This is a genomic window from Bacillus changyiensis (assembly GCF_027706145.1).
Lineage (GTDB): Bacteria > Bacillota > Bacilli > Bacillales > Bacillaceae > Bacillus > Bacillus changyiensis.
In genome coordinates this window covers 1,257,249-1,272,676 of the sequence record NZ_JAQFWW010000001.1, presented here as the reverse complement: position 1 = coordinate 1,272,676, position 15,428 = coordinate 1,257,249, and the positions used below count along the sequence as shown (strand labels likewise).

The 15,428-nt window shown below is 37.8% G+C and carries 18 protein-coding genes; 11 read left to right on the top strand and 7 right to left on the bottom strand.

Annotated elements, in window-relative coordinates:
* Positions 1-240 precede the first annotated feature (240 nt).
* Both PDT38_RS06645 and PDT38_RS06640 read left to right on the top strand, forming a co-directional pair.
* Positions 241-549 carry an RNase A-like domain-containing protein gene (locus PDT38_RS06645; protein ID WP_270799934.1) on the top strand — a complete coding sequence of 103 codons (309 nt, stop codon included), beginning with the start codon at positions 241-243 and terminating at the stop codon, positions 547-549.
* A gap of 113 nt (positions 550-662) precedes the next feature.
* Complete coding sequence (locus PDT38_RS06640) at positions 663-962, top strand: contact-dependent growth inhibition system immunity protein (RefSeq protein WP_270799933.1); 300 nt, start codon at positions 663-665, stop codon at positions 960-962.
* Between the two features lie 570 nt (positions 963-1,532).
* Here the strand turns inward: PDT38_RS06640 and PDT38_RS06635 are convergent.
* The gene (locus tag PDT38_RS06635; RefSeq protein WP_270799931.1) at positions 1,533-1,739 is read right to left on the bottom strand and encodes an alpha/beta-type small acid-soluble spore protein; all 207 of its coding nucleotides are present in this window, start codon (positions 1,737-1,739) and stop codon (positions 1,533-1,535) included.
* A gap of 228 nt (positions 1,740-1,967) precedes the next feature.
* Between PDT38_RS06635 and PDT38_RS06630 the strand changes: the two genes are divergently transcribed.
* Positions 1,968-2,192, top strand: a complete 225-nt coding sequence (locus tag PDT38_RS06630; protein ID WP_270799930.1) for a hypothetical protein — start codon at positions 1,968-1,970, stop codon at positions 2,190-2,192.
* A 29-nt stretch (positions 2,193-2,221) separates the two neighbouring features.
* Here the strand turns inward: PDT38_RS06630 and PDT38_RS06625 are convergent, their stop codons facing one another.
* The 5 genes from PDT38_RS06625 to PDT38_RS06605 all read right to left on the bottom strand — a co-directional run bounded on the left by PDT38_RS06625 (position 2,222) and on the right by PDT38_RS06605 (position 7,025).
* A complete protein-coding gene (locus PDT38_RS06625; protein ID WP_270799928.1) occupies positions 2,222-3,322 on the bottom strand; it encodes an ABC transporter ATP-binding protein in 1,101 nt (366 codons plus the stop codon).
* Positions 3,323-3,411: 89 nt separating this feature from the next.
* Positions 3,412-4,299: a PucR family transcriptional regulator gene (locus tag PDT38_RS06620; protein ID WP_270799926.1), complete on the bottom strand. Its 888-nt coding sequence runs from the start codon at positions 4,297-4,299 to the stop codon at positions 3,412-3,414.
* 20 nt (positions 4,300-4,319) lie between these two features.
* Positions 4,320-4,529 (bottom strand): YheE family protein, encoded by a 210-nt coding sequence (locus tag PDT38_RS06615; protein ID WP_172293880.1) that lies wholly within the window; start codon positions 4,527-4,529, stop codon positions 4,320-4,322.
* Positions 4,530-4,596: 67 nt separating this feature from the next.
* Entirely contained in the window at positions 4,597-5,946 is a 1,350-nt protein-coding gene (locus tag PDT38_RS06610) for a YheC/YheD family endospore coat-associated protein (protein ID WP_270799924.1), read from the bottom strand.
* The gene (locus tag PDT38_RS06605; RefSeq protein ID WP_270799921.1) at positions 5,943-7,025 is read right to left on the bottom strand and encodes a YheC/YheD family endospore coat-associated protein; all 1,083 of its coding nucleotides are present in this window, start codon (positions 7,023-7,025) and stop codon (positions 5,943-5,945) included. The genes PDT38_RS06610 and PDT38_RS06605 overlap by 4 nt, the downstream gene beginning before the upstream one ends.
* A gap of 188 nt (positions 7,026-7,213) precedes the next feature.
* On the opposite strand from PDT38_RS06605, the gene PDT38_RS06600 reads away from it, so the two are divergent.
* From PDT38_RS06600 to PDT38_RS06575, 6 genes are all read left to right on the top strand, one after another.
* Positions 7,214-8,344, top strand: coding sequence for a DUF445 domain-containing protein (locus PDT38_RS06600; protein WP_270799919.1), 1,131 nt, complete (start codon positions 7,214-7,216; stop codon positions 8,342-8,344).
* A 104-nt stretch (positions 8,345-8,448) separates the two neighbouring features.
* The gene (locus PDT38_RS06595) at positions 8,449-8,802 is read left to right on the top strand and encodes a YlbF family regulator (RefSeq protein WP_270799918.1); all 354 of its coding nucleotides are present in this window, start codon (positions 8,449-8,451) and stop codon (positions 8,800-8,802) included.
* 423 nt (positions 8,803-9,225) lie between these two features.
* The gene (locus PDT38_RS06590) at positions 9,226-9,381 is read left to right on the top strand and encodes a hypothetical protein (RefSeq protein WP_270799917.1); all 156 of its coding nucleotides are present in this window, start codon (positions 9,226-9,228) and stop codon (positions 9,379-9,381) included.
* Positions 9,382-9,519: 138 nt separating this feature from the next.
* The gene (locus tag PDT38_RS06585; RefSeq protein WP_270799916.1) at positions 9,520-10,383 is read left to right on the top strand and encodes a Cof-type HAD-IIB family hydrolase; all 864 of its coding nucleotides are present in this window, start codon (positions 9,520-9,522) and stop codon (positions 10,381-10,383) included.
* Between the two features lie 120 nt (positions 10,384-10,503).
* A complete protein-coding gene (locus tag PDT38_RS06580) occupies positions 10,504-11,988 on the top strand; it encodes a coproporphyrinogen III oxidase (RefSeq protein WP_270799914.1) in 1,485 nt (494 codons plus the stop codon).
* Between the two features lie 114 nt (positions 11,989-12,102).
* Positions 12,103-12,870, top strand: a complete 768-nt coding sequence (locus tag PDT38_RS06575; RefSeq protein ID WP_270799913.1) for an enoyl-CoA hydratase — start codon at positions 12,103-12,105, stop codon at positions 12,868-12,870.
* Between the two features lie 49 nt (positions 12,871-12,919).
* Here PDT38_RS06575 and PDT38_RS06570 read toward each other — a convergent pair whose 3' ends face one another.
* Positions 12,920-13,105 (bottom strand): YhzD family protein, encoded by a 186-nt coding sequence (locus PDT38_RS06570; protein ID WP_270799912.1) that lies wholly within the window; start codon positions 13,103-13,105, stop codon positions 12,920-12,922.
* A 128-nt stretch (positions 13,106-13,233) separates the two neighbouring features.
* Between PDT38_RS06570 and PDT38_RS06565 the strand changes: the two genes are divergently transcribed.
* Positions 13,234-14,130, top strand: a complete 897-nt coding sequence (locus PDT38_RS06565; protein WP_270799911.1) for an ABC transporter ATP-binding protein — start codon at positions 13,234-13,236, stop codon at positions 14,128-14,130.
* Entirely contained in the window at positions 14,123-15,397 is a 1,275-nt protein-coding gene (locus PDT38_RS06560; protein WP_270799910.1) for an ABC transporter permease, read from the top strand. The genes PDT38_RS06565 and PDT38_RS06560 overlap by 8 nt, the downstream gene beginning before the upstream one ends.
* Positions 15,398-15,428 lie beyond the last annotated feature (31 nt).

Below are 15,428 nucleotides of genomic sequence, written 5' to 3'. Positions count from 1 at the left end.
TGAATCAAGGAGCGAGTGGGTGTGGATTTTGTTTGCAACAATCTAAAATTGCGGAAGAAGTCTCTTTCTTCACAAAAAGGGTAGATCAATACTGAAATTTAGAGAAAAGCCAGTGGCCTTTTGGTTCTCCACTGGCATTATTTTTTGACTACAAAATCACCCTTTTAAATAAATACCGAGTAGTACATAGATTTAAGTTGTTGTTAACATAAACATTACGAACAAATATTCCTATTAATATTGAAAAAGAACGATCTAGCTCCTGGTGGTGGATTAGCAGCTCATGAGGCAAAGGGTGGGCATTTAATAGACAGGCATGTCGGAAAATCGGATAAACAACTATTGAAGAGGTTGAAAAATAATCCTAAAATTACTGGTTCTTCTACTTTTAAGGATAGAATGACAGCTGAAAAAGTTGCTGATACAGTTCTTAGAGACCCTAAGAATATTGAGAAAATCCAAAAATGGTTATCTGACCAAAATAGTAGACCTACATTACCTTTAAAATTCAAAGGTGATGGAGAAATAATTGGTAGAAGTGCTACATGAAATTCAGAAGTAATCGAGAATGTTACAAACGCGAAAATAATACTTAAAAAGGATAATAATAATAGTTTTATTTTAACAGGATATCCTGTTAAATAGAAAGAAGGGACAGTTAAATGGGTGAAACTTATGATTATTTAAAGGAGTTGGAAGATTTTTCAGGAGGAACATTTCATCAAGATATCAGTTCTCCAGAACAAGCATTAGGTGAGTTTATAAACGAAGCTAGCAAAGATTGCCTGCTATCTACAATAAAGGATTGTGAGATGTTTTTGAATAGTAATTTAACAAAACAGGAGAAAGAAAATATTATTCAAAATAATGCAGAAGTTTATTTTCTAGCTATTGAATTAACCCCTCTACAGTGGCTAAATAATTTAGTAGAGCAAATGAAAGAAGAAGTGAAAACAAAATAAAATAATTTAAAAATAACCTTGATTGTCTTATACCTTTCAAGGTTTCTTTTTTGGGTGGGGCTACCTAGTATCAATATCATACTAAGACAACATAAAGTTATGTAACCCTCAAACCCTAAGTGAGATAGAACGAAAATAAAAATGTGTTTGCATTAAACACTCCCAAAGGTGTTAATTTTAGTTTTTGATAGGCTACACTTAACTAGACAGAAAAATTAAGGTCAAGTAGACTACAGATCATATAATTAAGGAGAATCTACGATGGGTAAAAGTGAACGCCGAACATTTACTAAGGAATTTAAACAACAGTGGTGCAGCTTTACAACAGCGGTATAACAAGAAAAGAGATTATTAAGAATATGATATGACCTTACTCCGTTATCTTTAAACATATATTCTAAACATATAGAACATTAAATTTCACATTTATAGAATTTGAATAAGAAAAATTTTTAAAAAACCATTTTCCTTTCTTCTCATATCCGGGTTTTTTAGTATAAGTTTTTTTCGAAAGGGACAATAAAAAAGAAGGTGTGATCAACACACCTTCTATAGAAGCCATTTATGAAGTTATGAATGTTGTTGCCCGCCCATTACTCGCTGAGCTTGAGAAACAAGACGTTTAGTGATTTCACCGCCGACAGAACCGTTTGCACGGGAAGTTGTATCAGCACCAAGGTTTACACCAAACTCAGATGCGATTTCTGTTTTCATTTGATCAATAGCTTGGGCAGCACCAGGGACAAGCAATTTGTTAGAATAACTTTGGTCAGCCATTTGTATTCAAACTCCTCTCAAAAAAATAGTGTGGTTGGGCTAGCTGGACTTGCACCAGCTGTCGGTTTTCTAATGAGGAAAAACCGTTGCCTTTCTATGGCTTAGCCCAATGTACTTGTTAATATGAACCGATGAAATGAAAATCATACAATGATAAAATGAGCAGATGTTGGAAGATGAAATTTGAATCAGTTGGGAAAGCTATAAAAAAAAGCAGGAGGATTGTCAATGTGCCCTGTATGCAATGGCATTCTTGTCGAGACAAAAGCTTGCCCAAAGTGTGGCGGTGATATGACGAATATCGGAAGAGCGACCGATTTTTTTGGTCCTTACAGTCCTTATATGGAGTTCGATTCTTTTTTACAGATGAAAAAAACAAGCTGTCTCCATGTGTACTCTTGTCTTGACTGCTCCTTTCAAGACACTGTTGAAATTAAATTGACCGAAGCATAACAGCTTCGGTCTTGTTGAGTGAAACTTGATTAACGAATGCGAATTTCTGTTGATGGATCAAAGAAATGCGCTTTATTCATATCAAATGCAAGAGGGAGAATAGAGCCTGGATGGACATCTGTTCGTGAGTCTACTCTTGCGATAAATGGTTGTCCACCTACCTGAGAATAAAGCATGGTTTCAGAGCCCATCAATTCAGCTACTTCAATGTTTGCATCAATTTTTGCTTCTTTTGCAGCTTCAAGGAAGACAAGTTCATCATGAATGTCTTCAGGGCGAATGCCCATGGTGACATCTTTTCCTACATAGCCTTTGTCACGTAACACTTTCATCTTTCCTTCTGGAACCAATATGGATATATCCCCGAATGTAAAGGTATTGTTTTCTTTTAATGTACCTGTGAAAAAGTTCATCGCTGGAGATCCAATAAAGCCGCCAACAAAAACGTTTTCTGGGTTTTCATACACTTCTTTTGGGGCACCCACTTGCTGGATGATTCCGTCCTTCATCACGACAAGTCTTGTTGCCATTGTCATCGCTTCTGTTTGGTCATGTGTAACATAAATCGTTGTTGTTTTTAGACGCTGATGAAGTTTGGTAATCTCCGCGCGCATTTGTACACGAAGCTTGGCATCGAGGTTTGATAATGGTTCATCCATCAAAAATACTTTGGCATCACGAACGATCGCACGACCTAAAGCGACCCGTTGACGTTGTCCGCCTGAAAGGGCTTTCGGTTTTCTATTTAAAAATTCTTCAAGTCCTAAAATTTTTGCAGCTTCCTCGACACGGCGTTTAATTTCGTCTTTCGGGAATTTTCTCAGTTTTAACCCAAAAGCCATATTATCGAAAACACTCATATGCGGATAAAGTGCATAGTTTTGGAATACCATTGCAATGTTCCGATCTTTTGGAGCAACATCATTCATTCGTTGACCATCGATTGTGAATTCACCTTTCGTGATTTCTTCTAGTCCTGCTATCATTCTGAGTGTTGTCGATTTTCCACAGCCAGATGGTCCGACAAAGACAATAAATTCTTTATCCTGAATATGCAAATTAAAATTGTCCACCGCTGTTACTTTGTTATCATAAACTTTGTAAATTGAATCAAGAACCAGCTCTGCCATTTTTAATCTCCCTCTTTCTGAAAGCGCTTTATTTATATGTTTAGTTTATAAAATAAGAGCAAGGAGTGTAAATGGACATGGTGCACAATTTATTTTGGCATGTTGCTATATAAGTTGAAAATAAAATAGACAGCAGCCGCTTCTTCAAATTGTCTAATATCAATCGCAGTGTGCTCAATAAATTTGTCAATTCTATATTGCAGACTATTTCGGTGAATAAATAAATGTTTTGCTGAAAGAGATGCATTTAAGTTGCACTTTAAGTATGTGCGAATTGTTAAAAGCATCTCAGAATCAGCCAATTCGTTTTTAATGGCATCAGAAAATATACCCACTACTGTTTCTTTAGGATTTTTCAACAAAAATGCTGGGAGACATTGATAAAAAGAGGTGACTTTCTCACGCTCTCCGTTTGCAAGGACGTATTGAAACAGCCGTTTTTCAAAAGCGATTCTTTCTCGAAGTGATGCATTCACATGATGTAGCTGGCCACTAAAAAACATTGGGTTTGCCAAAAAATCGCTTGTTAGTGCGTCAGACAGCTCAGCCAGTCGCTTTTTTGATAAAAATGGCGCTGGATTTTCATGGATGATCACTGCTTCATCACGATCATACCAAATCACGAGGGGACGTTTAAAAAAGCCACTAATCGCTTCTTTTATAGCTTGTCTTTCCTCTGGGGCATGCTCCATTTTAAAAAAATGCCCTTGAATCGTTCGAATGTTGTCATGATTCACCAGGGGAGCATTTGCAAAAAAATACTGGTACCAATTTTTTTCGGCGGGTGAGAACCAGAACATATTTTGCTCAGAAAAAGGTTTAAATAAAGTAGAAAGAAGCTGTTTTTCCTGATCGGTGATCGCGTCTTTTAAAATGCCGAATGTTTCACCTTCATCTGTTTGAAACCAGTACGCTTGATGTCTAGACCCGTAGGTTACCATTTGTTCACCATATAAAGCTTTTAATCTTTCCAACATTCGCAAAACTTCCTTTTCATTTACTCGTAAATATGGAAAAGCATTAATTCGTGAATTTCACTTTTCAGTGATGGCTCGTCATCATGGGGGGGATAAGTGCTCCCCCATTCAATCTCTCCAGACTGATGATAAATTCCTTCATAATGTGTTCCTTTATGATAAAACGAGATTTTCCAGCCAGGCAATTTTTCTTTTTTAAACAATGGTTTCCATTGAAAATGACAAATCATCATGCGTCACGCTCCTTATCAAAGTGGTAACGGATTTGTAATCATTTTATCTCATTTACAAGAAAGATTATAGATGAATTTCTGACTGCCACATTTTTTCCGGATATTGGATCGCTTGTTCTGTTAAGTATGAAGCATATTCGAAATTTCTTCGATTCGTTAAGCGGCTCACAGATGTTAAGCTTGGATGGGTGAAAATACCTCTTCCGGGACGGGAATTAGCTTCAAATATCCAGACATGACCTGCTAGGTCAATCCCTAGATCAATGCCGATTTCACCAATTAATCCAGTGATTTTTTGATCAAGGACACGGCTAATCAAGAGTGCCGTTTTTGTGAGCTTTTGCAGGATGAGAAGCCTTGCTTGCGGATGACAATTGATTTGTGAAAGTGTTTTAACAATTCCGCCGCTAGACATATGTGTTGTGCAACCACCTGTTTTTGCAATTTTGACGGCGATCGCTGTCACCGTCCAATTTCCATTTCTATTTTTGTTTGTATGCACTCTAAAATCAGCTGGTTGGCCATCCACTCTCATCCGTTCAATTCCTTGCTGGGCGAGATAATACATTTGTTTGTACTGATCCAGAAATACAGTAGCTGATGAAAACATTTGTTGACCTTCTTTTGATTTGGCAACAATTTTGTTTGATGTTTGCTTGGAAAGCTGAACAATGCCATGACCTAAGCTGCCATCGACGGGTTTCAAGTATATCATTTGGTACTGATTGATCATGGTTTCGATTGTCTCTGCGCTAGGCTCAAGTACTGAGTATGGAAGCAGGCTCGCGGTTGATTCATCTTGTTGTAAAGCTTCATAAAGCTCCCATTTGTTGAAAAAACGGGGGTTAAACCATGGGATTTGATATTCGTTGATGAGCCGCATTTTTGTTTCTTGTAAAAAGTCGGCATTCTCAGCTTGTCGGTTTGGTAAACGATCATAAACGACATTCGGAAGAGGGACAGTGATTTGTTCCCAGCTATTTTTCCTGAAAATGAGACCTTTTACAGAACCATCTTCCCATTGAATGTGGTGAGCCCCGAAGAGGTAGCAAAACCCGCCTAACGGAAGATCCATCATCAATAATTCTGCGAAGAATAACGATCTCCCTTTAACTGGTTCCACCTCTGATTTTGTAAAACCGGCAGTGAAAATTCCGATCAGCGGCCCAATATAGACGGTTTTTTCGTGAAACACTAATGCTGCTTTGCCGCGATATGGAATCCGTAAGGCTCGATACAAATTTTCAGAAAGCAATATTGTATGCTGCAAATCACTGTCAAAGGAGATGTGACATCTCTCAACATTCGTGCCAAATGCTACATATAAAAATCCATCCCGTTTTAATATTGACGGGAGTACCATTTTATTATCGCTGTTTTGATGAATGCCGACTGCAAATCGTTCGTCAATCATTTTTTTTCGGCTTCTTTCTTGTTTACTTCTTCTAAAAATAAACAGTACGCTAAAGGCCCATTATATAAAAAATCTCTCATCGTTTCAGAGGATTGACTTAAAAATGTTTTTTTCCCAGGTTTTGAATTGACATCGATAAGCCAGACTTTTCCGTCTTTTGTCAGACAAATATCAAGACCTAGTTCAAACAAACGGCCATGCTCCGCTTCAAGTGTAGAAGGAACGGCTTGATGAATCGTATTTAGGTCATCCAGCAAGATTGTCTGGCGTTTTTTTGGAATTGACAAAAGCCAATTCTCAAAGCTCATCGCTTCGGCTGTTCCTGTTGTATTAGTGAGCAATGCGTGTTGATAACTTCGCCTAACTGTTTTTCCAGCCAACTTCCATTCGTCTGAGCTATTTTTCTGCAATAACAGCCTAATATCACATGGATAACCTTCTTGATCTTGAATATCAAGATAAGACTGTAAAAGATAGCGATGTTGAAGGATTTTTTTACACCATGTTTCAAAAGAAGCCTGTTTAGAGAATGATTTGAGTTGTTTATGTTTTCCAACTTGATAAGAGGCTTTCACCGTTTTTCCGGTCATCTCCAAATAAATGATACCTCGGCCTCCAGAATAGGCAGGTTTAAGAACACAGGATTTCTCTTTCGCGAGACGTCGCAAAATGTCTTGACCACTTTTGGCAATAGTTGTGAGAGGTAAATATGCCTGAACAATTGAATTTGTTTTTAACGTTTTAAAAACCGTCCATTTATCAGGGAGGCCATAGCCAAGGAAAGACGTTTTTGGATATTTTTTAAGCCATTCTACAATAGGTTTTGCTTTTCTAGACCGTTGATCTTTACCGTAGAAACAGCGGTCATAGATCCAGTCTGGAATTTCGCATTTAATCTCATTCCATTGAGCTGATTTGGGATGATAACTGTGTGCTTTGATCTGTGTAGAACCAGGAGTAATATCTAAAGGTGTAAACCGGATGAACCGAATGCCATCATTAGAAGCCCTAATTGCCAGTTCTTCGGCATAGTCTTTTTCATGCTGGTGGGATAGGGACATAAATCCAAGCGTCATCATGTGAATTCCCCCTTGTTTGGTTAAAATCTGTGCTGTTAAACACCACAATTCCCTTAAATAATTTTATTTTTAAGGCGCCCGTATCATTCCCTTATTTGCTCGTCGTTCTCTTAGCCACTATAATAACGATAGTAGAAAAGCGCATCTATTAGATGTTATGTGAAATGGAAGGTAGTTGAAAAAAAGAAATGTATGTTATGGGTATTTTTTTAATGATGATGATAATAGGTGCATTAATTGGGGCAATAACGAATCATTTTGCTATCAAAATGCTGTTTCGGCCGTATCAACCGCTTTATCTATTTGGAAAGCAGGTTCCGTTTACTCCGGGATTAATTCCGAAAAGACGTGATGAGCTGGCAAGACAGATGGGGCAAATGGTTGTCAACCATTTGCTAACAGCGGAGGGGATCAAAAAAAGACTGGCTTCAGATCATGTCAAACAACAAGCACTAAAATTAGGAGAAAGGTTGTTGGGGTTTTTTGGAAAATCTGAGTTAACGACAGAAGAAGCATTGGAGAAAATCGGAGTCATAGACGCTGCAAATAAAGCAGATCAATTTGTACATATGTGGACGGATGAGAAATTAGCTTCATTTTTAGTAAAATATGAAAATGAGCCATTGAAAGAGCTTATTCCAGAAGAAGTACAAGAAAAACTGCGAGGAAAAATTCCAATGGTCTCAGAGTATATTTTACAGCGTGCCATCAGCTATTTTGAAAGTGATGCAGGGAAAAATCGCCTTGGCAACATGATTGACGATTTTCTCAAGGAACGCGGGATGCTCGGTAGTATGGTACAGATGTTTTTAGGAAATAGCAGTTTAGTTGACCGGGTTCAACCGGAGATTTTGAAATTTCTGAAAAACCGTGAGACTGTCAAACTGTTAACAGATTTGCTTGAAAATGAATGGGACAAGCTGAAACAGTATTCTTTTAAAGAAGCTGATGAAAAGTGGAATCTTAAAACATTGATCATGAACTTGAAAGAAAGGTTGATCAAGCCATTTTCACTCCGTCCTTTTTTTGAAAGAACAATTGGCTCCTATATCACGGTTGTCGAAAAGACTTTAACAAACCGTTTACCAGACCTGATTGACCACCTGCTTGAAGAAGTTGCCCGTCATCTGGATGATGTCCTAAAACGACTTCAGCTAGATGATATCGTCAAAGAGCAAGTCAACAATTTTCCAGTCGAGCGTCTCGAAGAAATGGTATTATCGATTTCAAAGCGGGAGTTTAAAATGATTACATATTTGGGCGGACTCCTGGGCGGGATTATTGGTGCTTTCCAAGCACTTATTGTGGTTTTAATCTGATCACCATGCAGCAATTATGAACAAATCATAGTGATAACTATGAAAAATGATCCATAGTCTGTTATAGTGAAGTGGTGTCATACTTAGGAAAGGAGTGTATAAATATGACAGTTAATTTATACGATACGGCTTATGAATTGGAAAAAGCATTGCGCCAAAGTGAGGAATATTCCCACTTAAAGAGTTTATATGATGATGTAAATGCTGATGAATCTGCAAAAAGGATGTTTGACAATTTTCGCGATATTCAATTAAATCTTCAACAAAAACAAATGAGTGGTGAAGATATCACCCCAGAAGAAGTCGAACAAGCCCAAAAATCTGTTGCATTAGTCCAGCAACACGACAAAATTTCCAAGCTGATGGAATCAGAACAACGGATGAGTATGCTGATTGCTGAATTAAATAAAATCATAATGAAACCACTTGAAGAACTTTACGGAAATCCTGAAAGCTAAAGTGAAAAAATAAACTGACAGCGCTGTTTTGGCGGTGTCAGTTTATTTTTTACTAATGGATCACTTATTGACAAGCTATTGATGATCGAGCAATCACCTTATTTCAAGCTGTGCATTTAGAAGATGACAAATAGTATGTCATCATAGATGTAGATTTCAATCGCTTTCCTCTAATAGCTAGACGATCTTTCATGTCTATGATGATCAAAGATGTTCATCTCAAGCAATTATATGAAAAATATCATGATTAGATATCGGAGTATGATAGCTCAAAGATTCATGACGATATTCACTTTTGCTAAATAGCTTTTGACAGGCTAAAATGTTTGTCTTTGGTCTATTTTAAAAAAACCCTTGTCAATTTAAAAAAATGTTGCGATAATATTAAATGTAAGTGCTTTCATTGTTTGCCGGGGTACGATCATGATAAAACTGACTAGCGGCAAACGGGCGATAGGGGTACAGAGAAACTTAGGTGACAGTGCCAATTTTGTCAGATCAAAGGGGTTTACTATATTCAGCGACTTGAATGAAAGGGGCATTGAAGTCGCTGTTTCTGGAATAAGGGAGACATCATGATCGTATCCAATATTTTGATGGGAAAAAGCCTGATATTTTAGGCTTTTTTATGTGGAGCAGAAGCAGTCTGTTCTAAAGTAACGCTTCAGGACATATTCTCTATAACAGGTACAGTCAGCAAAGAAGGGGGATCTTCTAATGTCAAAACAAATGCTAGCGCTAAATATAGACGGAACGCTTATTCGAACGAATGGAAGGCTTCATCCTGCAACAAAGGAAGCAATTGAATACGTAAAGAAAAAGGATGTATACATTACACTTGTAACAAATAGACATTTTCGTTCTGCGCAAAAGATCGCAAAGTCTTTAAATATTGATGGGAAGTTGATCGCCCACAGCGGTGCTATCATTGCAGACGAAATTGATGAACCTTTTTTGGAAAAAAGAATTTCTGAAGAAAAAACGTTTAATATTGTGCAAATATTGGAAAGTTATGAATGTAATATTAGAATTCTGCATGAAAAATATTCAATTGGCAACCGAAAAAAAACAAACTCGACTTTGCTAGCGAAAACGATGATACATCCGTCAGATCCAATCTTTTATCCCGTTCAATTTGTCGATTCTTTAAGCGATATGTTAATGGATGAACCGGTTAGTGCACCAGTGATTGAGGTATATTGTCCTAGTGAGCAAAAAGAAGAAATCAAACAAACAATTGAAAATGCTTTTCCTTCTGTAGATGTAATAGATGCAGGTGGAAAAATGCTTATCGTTCAAAATGGAGTTTCAAAAGTAACCAGTTTGGCCATACTTGCTGCTGATTTAGGTTTCAAAATGGAGGATGTTGTCGCGATCGGTCATGATGTTGATGATCTGGCGATGATCGAGTTAGCCGGACTCGGTGTTGCGATGGGCAATGCGCCCCAAGAAGTGAAACAAAAAGCAGATTGGGTAACGCGCAGTAATGATGAACAGGGTGTTGCCTATATGATTAAAGAATATTTTCGTAAACAGCAAAGCAAGGATTTTCTCAGAAGACTTCATATTAAAAAAATATAACAAGCTCCAAACCCCCGTTTTCATGAGGAAAATAGGGGTTTTTATTTTTTAGACGATAAATTGATTTTGTCCAATTATTTTTGTACACTAAAGAAAGTTTTAAATGAAAAGGTGATCAAATTGCGCATTTCTATAAAAGGCATTGATGATGAACGATTTAAGAGACCACTTGAGCATATTGCTCATTTATTTTTTGAAGAGTCAGAGGTTGTATTTGGCGAAACAGAAAACGAAGGGCTTACAATCAGGTTACATTATCAATGTGATCATACTGGTGTGTGGGCATCAGGGGTTATTCAACAATCAGACATTCATGCTGAATATCAAAAATTGCTCGATTCACATTTGCCAGAAAAAGAAGTTTTTAAACAGATAAAACATACAGTTTCCTATGTTTATTTAAGTATACTTCAGCAGTATACAGGCATCATTCAAAAATGGGGTATTCTGACCGGAATTCGTCCGACAAAGTTATTGCACAAAAAACTGCAAAACGGGTGGTCAAAGGAAGCGGCTCATGCCGAGCTGAAAAAGGATTACCTAATCCATGATGAGAAGATTGAGCTGATGCAGCGTATCATCGACCAGCAGTTGACGGCTGTACCTGATTTATATGATTTACAGAGAGAAGTCAGCATTTATATAGGTATTCCATTTTGTCCAACGAAATGTGCGTACTGCACATTTCCCGCATATGCCATTAAAGGACAAGCCGGAAGAGTCGGTTCATTTTTATCAGGACTTCACTATGAAATGCGAAAAATCGGTGAATGGCTCAAACAGCACGATATTAAGATTACAACGGTTTACTTTGGCGGAGGAACACCGACAAGTATTAGCGCAGAAGAAATGGATTTGCTTTATGAAGAAATGTACCAATCGTTTCCAGATGTTCAAAACATTCGTGAAATGACAGTTGAAGCAGGTCGCCCTGATACGATCACAGAGGAAAAGCTTGCGGTTTTAAAAAAGTGGAACATCGACCGCATTAGCATTAATCCGCAGTCATACGAAAATGAGACCTTAAAGGCAATTGGACGTCACCATACAGTCGAAGAAACCATTGAAAAATATCATCTTTCTCGGAAACATGGAATGTCTAACATTAATATGGATTTAATTATCGGTCTCCCAGGAGAAGGTGTAACAGAATTCCGGCACTCCCTTCAAGAAACTGAAAAACTAATGCCAGAATCATTGACGGTTCATACGTTGTCATTTAAACGCGCATCGGAAATGACGAAAAATAAGCATAAATATAAAGTAGCGGATAGGACGGAAATTGTTGAGATGATGGCTGATGCCGTATCTTGGACAGAACAGCATGGCTATCATCCCTATTATTTATATAGACAAAAAAACATCCTCGGTAATCTCGAAAATATTGGCTATAGTCTTCCGGGACAGGAAAGCATCTATAATATTATGATTATGGAAGAGAAACAGACGATTATTGGCATTGGTTGTGGGGCAGCAAGTAAATTTATCGATCCAAATACGGGGAACATTAAACACTTCGCTAATCCAAAAGATCCAAAAACGTATAATGACAGGTTTGAATATTATACAGAAGAAAAACTTCGTTATCTGTCCCAACTTTTTTAAAACGATATCGTTCCTCCTGATCAATTTTATTTCACTAAAAAAAGGTGTTTGGGTATAAAAAGTGGAAATATGACTATGTTCATCATAAAAATGAATTTGACGGAGGTACTGGGGATGGAATTTATTAAATGGCAAGACCATGGTCAGATGTTTGAGATTGTTCTCAATCGTCCAGACGCCTATAATGCTTTACATGAAAACATGCTTGAGGAACTAAAAGAAGCTTTGATTATAGCTGAAGAAAGTGAAGCAAAGATCATGTTGCTCAAGGGAAATGGGAAAGGGTTTTCTGCAGGCGGCGATATAAAGATGATGTTGTCTTCCGGGGATGCCTTGCATTCAGAGCATGTCATTGATACGATATCTGATATTGCGATGATGATTTATACAATGCCAAAAATAACGATTGCAGCTATTCACGGGGCAGCTGCCGGGCTTGGCTTGAGCCTGGCGCTCGCCTGTGACCATGTCATGGCTGAAAAAGAAGCGAAGTTAGCGATGAATTTTATTGGAATCGGACTCGTTCCTGATGGTGGAGGACACTTCTTCTTGGAACGGAAAATCGGAGAAAAAACTGCAAAGGAATTAATATGGAGCGGTAAAAAATTACTGGCTGATGAAGCTTTTAAACTTCAGCTTGTTGATGAAGTATTCAGTGGTGATCTTAACCATCATGTGGATGTACAGGTTGAAAAACTTTTGCGTGCTCCACTCTCAGCCATGATTGAGTCAAAAAAAATCTACCAAAGCCTGAATGTTGAGCGACTGCAAAAAACACTTGAACTTGAAAAAACATCACAAGTCAAAATGAGATTGACAAAAGATCATCAAGAAGGGATCAGAGCATTTTTAGAGAAGCGCAAACCGCAGTTCAATCAGTAGTATCATAGAAAAATTGTGGTGGGCGGCCTTTTAAAAAGGCCGCTCTTAGTTATCTTTGAAAGGCGATCATTTTCCCAGAAGAATTGACGATCCGGTGTGTATGCTCGGAAAATTGTTTTTCTTTTAGGAGATGTTCTCCTTTTTCTTTTGCTTCTTTTTCATTCAGTGCTTCAAAATGGTCGTTCAGTAGCGCTTCTCCAGATGGAGAAAAAACAGTTACGTAATAAGTTTCCATTCTATTCACCTTTTTCTCTAGAATTTTCTGTTCATTCCGTTTATATATTTATATAAAAATCAAAAAAATCCTTTTTTTTATGATTTTTGTAACGTATCATTGAAGATTGAAAGGAGGAGTTTTTTTAAATGCTAAAAATTAATCATGTGACAAAGAGATTTGGGTCTTTTACAGCTGTAGATAATTTAACACTTGATATTCCAGAGAAGCAGATGTTTGGCCTTCTTGGTGCCAATGGCGCTGGGAAAACCACGACATTTCGAATGATACTAGGGCTTTTAAACGCAACAGAAGGCAGTGTGACTTGGAAAGGCAAACCGATCAATTACAATGTTAGCGATCAAATCGGTTATCTGCCGGAAGAGCGTGGACTGTATCCCAAACTGAAAGTCAAAGATCAACTCGCCTATCTCGGAAGGTTGAAAGGCATGACAAAGCAAAATGCGCTTAAAGAAATGCACAACTGGCTCGAACGTTTCCATATTACCGAATATGCAGATAAAAGAGTTGAAGAGCTTTCAAAAGGAAACCAGCAAAAAATTCAGTTCATCACAGCTGTCTTGCACAAGCCAGAACTTTTGATTCTTGATGAACCTTTCAGTGGTTTGGATCCAGTCAACGTGGAACTGTTAAAAGAAGCTGTCATTGCCTTGAAAGACAGTGGCGTTTCAATCGTATTTTCGAGTCATAGAATGGAACATGTCGAAGAACTTTGTGAGTACGTTTGTATTTTGCAACGGGGAACACCTGTTGTTCAAGGGAAACTAAAAGAGATTAAACGTTCTTTTGGCAAGAAAAATGTGACGATCCATTCAGATATGGATTTAAATTTCTTAAAAGAAATAACAGGGATTACGAAATGGCGGGAGACATCAGAAGGTGTTAGTTTGCAAATCGAAAATGAAGACATTTCTCAGGAGTTGTTTTCAATGTTGCAAGGGCGTGGATTTATTAGAAAGTTTGAACTTGAAGAACCTTCTTTAAATGATATTTTCATTGAAAAGGTAGGTGCACGTTATGAATAAGTTTTGGATTGTGCTTTTTCATACATACCTTAGCAAGCTAAAAACAAAATCGTTTATCATTTCGACAGCAATTACACTTGCACTTGTTGTATTGGTCACCAACCTCGGGTCCATCATTTCTTTATTTGATGATGGAAAAGGCGATGAACCGGATAAAATTGCTGTTATCGATCAATCCAAACAGCTATATCCAGCGTTTTCTCAACAAGTGAAGCTGGCAGACAAAGACAAAGAAATTAAGATTTTCAAAGCGAAAAAGTCTGAAAAAGAATTAGAAAAAGACATTAAAGATGAAAAGCTTGAAGGTGTTTTACTTTTAGATAGAGATCAAAAAGGTGAATTAACCGCAACATATAAAGCACTGGATGTTGCTGATTCAACTGCTGTTTCTATTTTTAAACAGGCGATTTCACAAACAAAAATTGTCGTTGGTACAGCTGAACTAAAAGTGCCACAGGAAAAGCTGCATCAGCTGTTTACGCCTGTTGAAGTCAAAAAGGTCGCTTTGAAAGAAGGGGCTAAATCAGAAGAAGAGCTCCAGAAAGCGACAGGACTTGTTTATGTTGTTTTGTTTGTCATTTACATTTCAGTTCTCATGTACGCTTCAATGATTGCCACTGAAGTTGCAACAGAAAAGTCATCTAGAGTGATGGAAATTTTAATTTCAAGTGTACCACCTATTCAGCAAATGTTTGCTAAATTATTCGGGGTCGCATTGTTAGGAATAACCCAGCTGGGAGCTCTGTTCCTTGCCGGTTATCTGTCTGTGCAAGCAAACCAAGAGAAAGCAACTGGAATGGGAGATGTGATTAAAGGCTTTTTTGATGTTTCAGGTGTTCCTGTTGCAACACTCGTTTATGGGGTGATTTTCCTCATACTCGGTTATTTCCTTTATGCAACATTGGCCGCATTTCTCGGAAGTGTTGTGAGTCGGATTGAAGATGTACAGCAGACCATTTCACCAATGATCTTGCTTGTTGTGGTGGGCTTTATGATCGCCATGTTTGGCTTGAATGCACCTGATTCACCATTTATTACGGTGACGTCATTCATCCCGTTTTTTGCGCCAATGATCATGTTCCTGAGAGTTGGCATGCTCGATATACCGGTTTGGGAAGCGGCGTTAGGTATTGGAATCACCGCTCTGACGATTGTCATTCTCGCAGTAGTGGGAGCGAAAGTTTATAAAGGTGGAGTGCTGATGTATTCAAGCGGTGGCGGCTGGAAAAATATTAAGCAAGCACTCCGTTTATCAAAAGATCAATAGTTTTGAAGAAAAAGGTGTCCTACTAACTGAG

Bases quoted from the DNA above. Each gene is read 5' to 3' on its own strand.
- PDT38_RS06630 (WP_270799930.1), top strand. From the start codon at position 1,968: ATGTGCCCTGTATGCAATGGCATTCTTGTCGAGACAAAAGCTTGCCCA.
- PDT38_RS06590 (WP_270799917.1), top strand. From the start codon at position 9,226: ATGATAAAACTGACTAGCGGCAAACGGGCGATAGGGGTACAGAGAAAC.
- PDT38_RS06595 (WP_270799918.1), top strand. From the start codon at position 8,449: ATGACAGTTAATTTATACGATACGGCTTATGAATTGGAAAAAGCATTG.
- PDT38_RS06620 (WP_270799926.1), bottom strand. From the start codon at position 4,299: ATGTTGGAAAGATTAAAAGCTTTATATGGTGAACAAATGGTAACCTAC.
- PDT38_RS06605 (WP_270799921.1), bottom strand. From the start codon at position 7,025: ATGATGACGCTTGGATTTATGTCCCTATCCCACCAGCATGAAAAAGAC.
- PDT38_RS06565 (WP_270799911.1), top strand. From the start codon at position 13,234: ATGCTAAAAATTAATCATGTGACAAAGAGATTTGGGTCTTTTACAGCT.
- PDT38_RS06600 (WP_270799919.1), top strand. From the start codon at position 7,214: ATGTATGTTATGGGTATTTTTTTAATGATGATGATAATAGGTGCATTA.
- PDT38_RS06640 (WP_270799933.1), top strand. From the start codon at position 663: ATGGGTGAAACTTATGATTATTTAAAGGAGTTGGAAGATTTTTCAGGA.
- PDT38_RS06625 (WP_270799928.1), bottom strand. From the start codon at position 3,322: ATGGCAGAGCTGGTTCTTGATTCAATTTACAAAGTTTATGATAACAAA.
- PDT38_RS06585 (WP_270799916.1), top strand. From the start codon at position 9,520: ATGTCAAAACAAATGCTAGCGCTAAATATAGACGGAACGCTTATTCGA.
- PDT38_RS06560 (WP_270799910.1), top strand. From the start codon at position 14,123: ATGAATAAGTTTTGGATTGTGCTTTTTCATACATACCTTAGCAAGCTA.
- PDT38_RS06575 (WP_270799913.1), top strand. From the start codon at position 12,103: ATGGAATTTATTAAATGGCAAGACCATGGTCAGATGTTTGAGATTGTT.
- PDT38_RS06610 (WP_270799924.1), bottom strand. From the start codon at position 5,946: ATGATTGACGAACGATTTGCAGTCGGCATTCATCAAAACAGCGATAAT.
- PDT38_RS06635 (WP_270799931.1), bottom strand. From the start codon at position 1,739: ATGGCTGACCAAAGTTATTCTAACAAATTGCTTGTCCCTGGTGCTGCC.
- PDT38_RS06615 (WP_172293880.1), bottom strand. From the start codon at position 4,529: ATGATTTGTCATTTTCAATGGAAACCATTGTTTAAAAAAGAAAAATTG.
- PDT38_RS06570 (WP_270799912.1), bottom strand. From the start codon at position 13,105: ATGGAAACTTATTACGTAACTGTTTTTTCTCCATCTGGAGAAGCGCTA.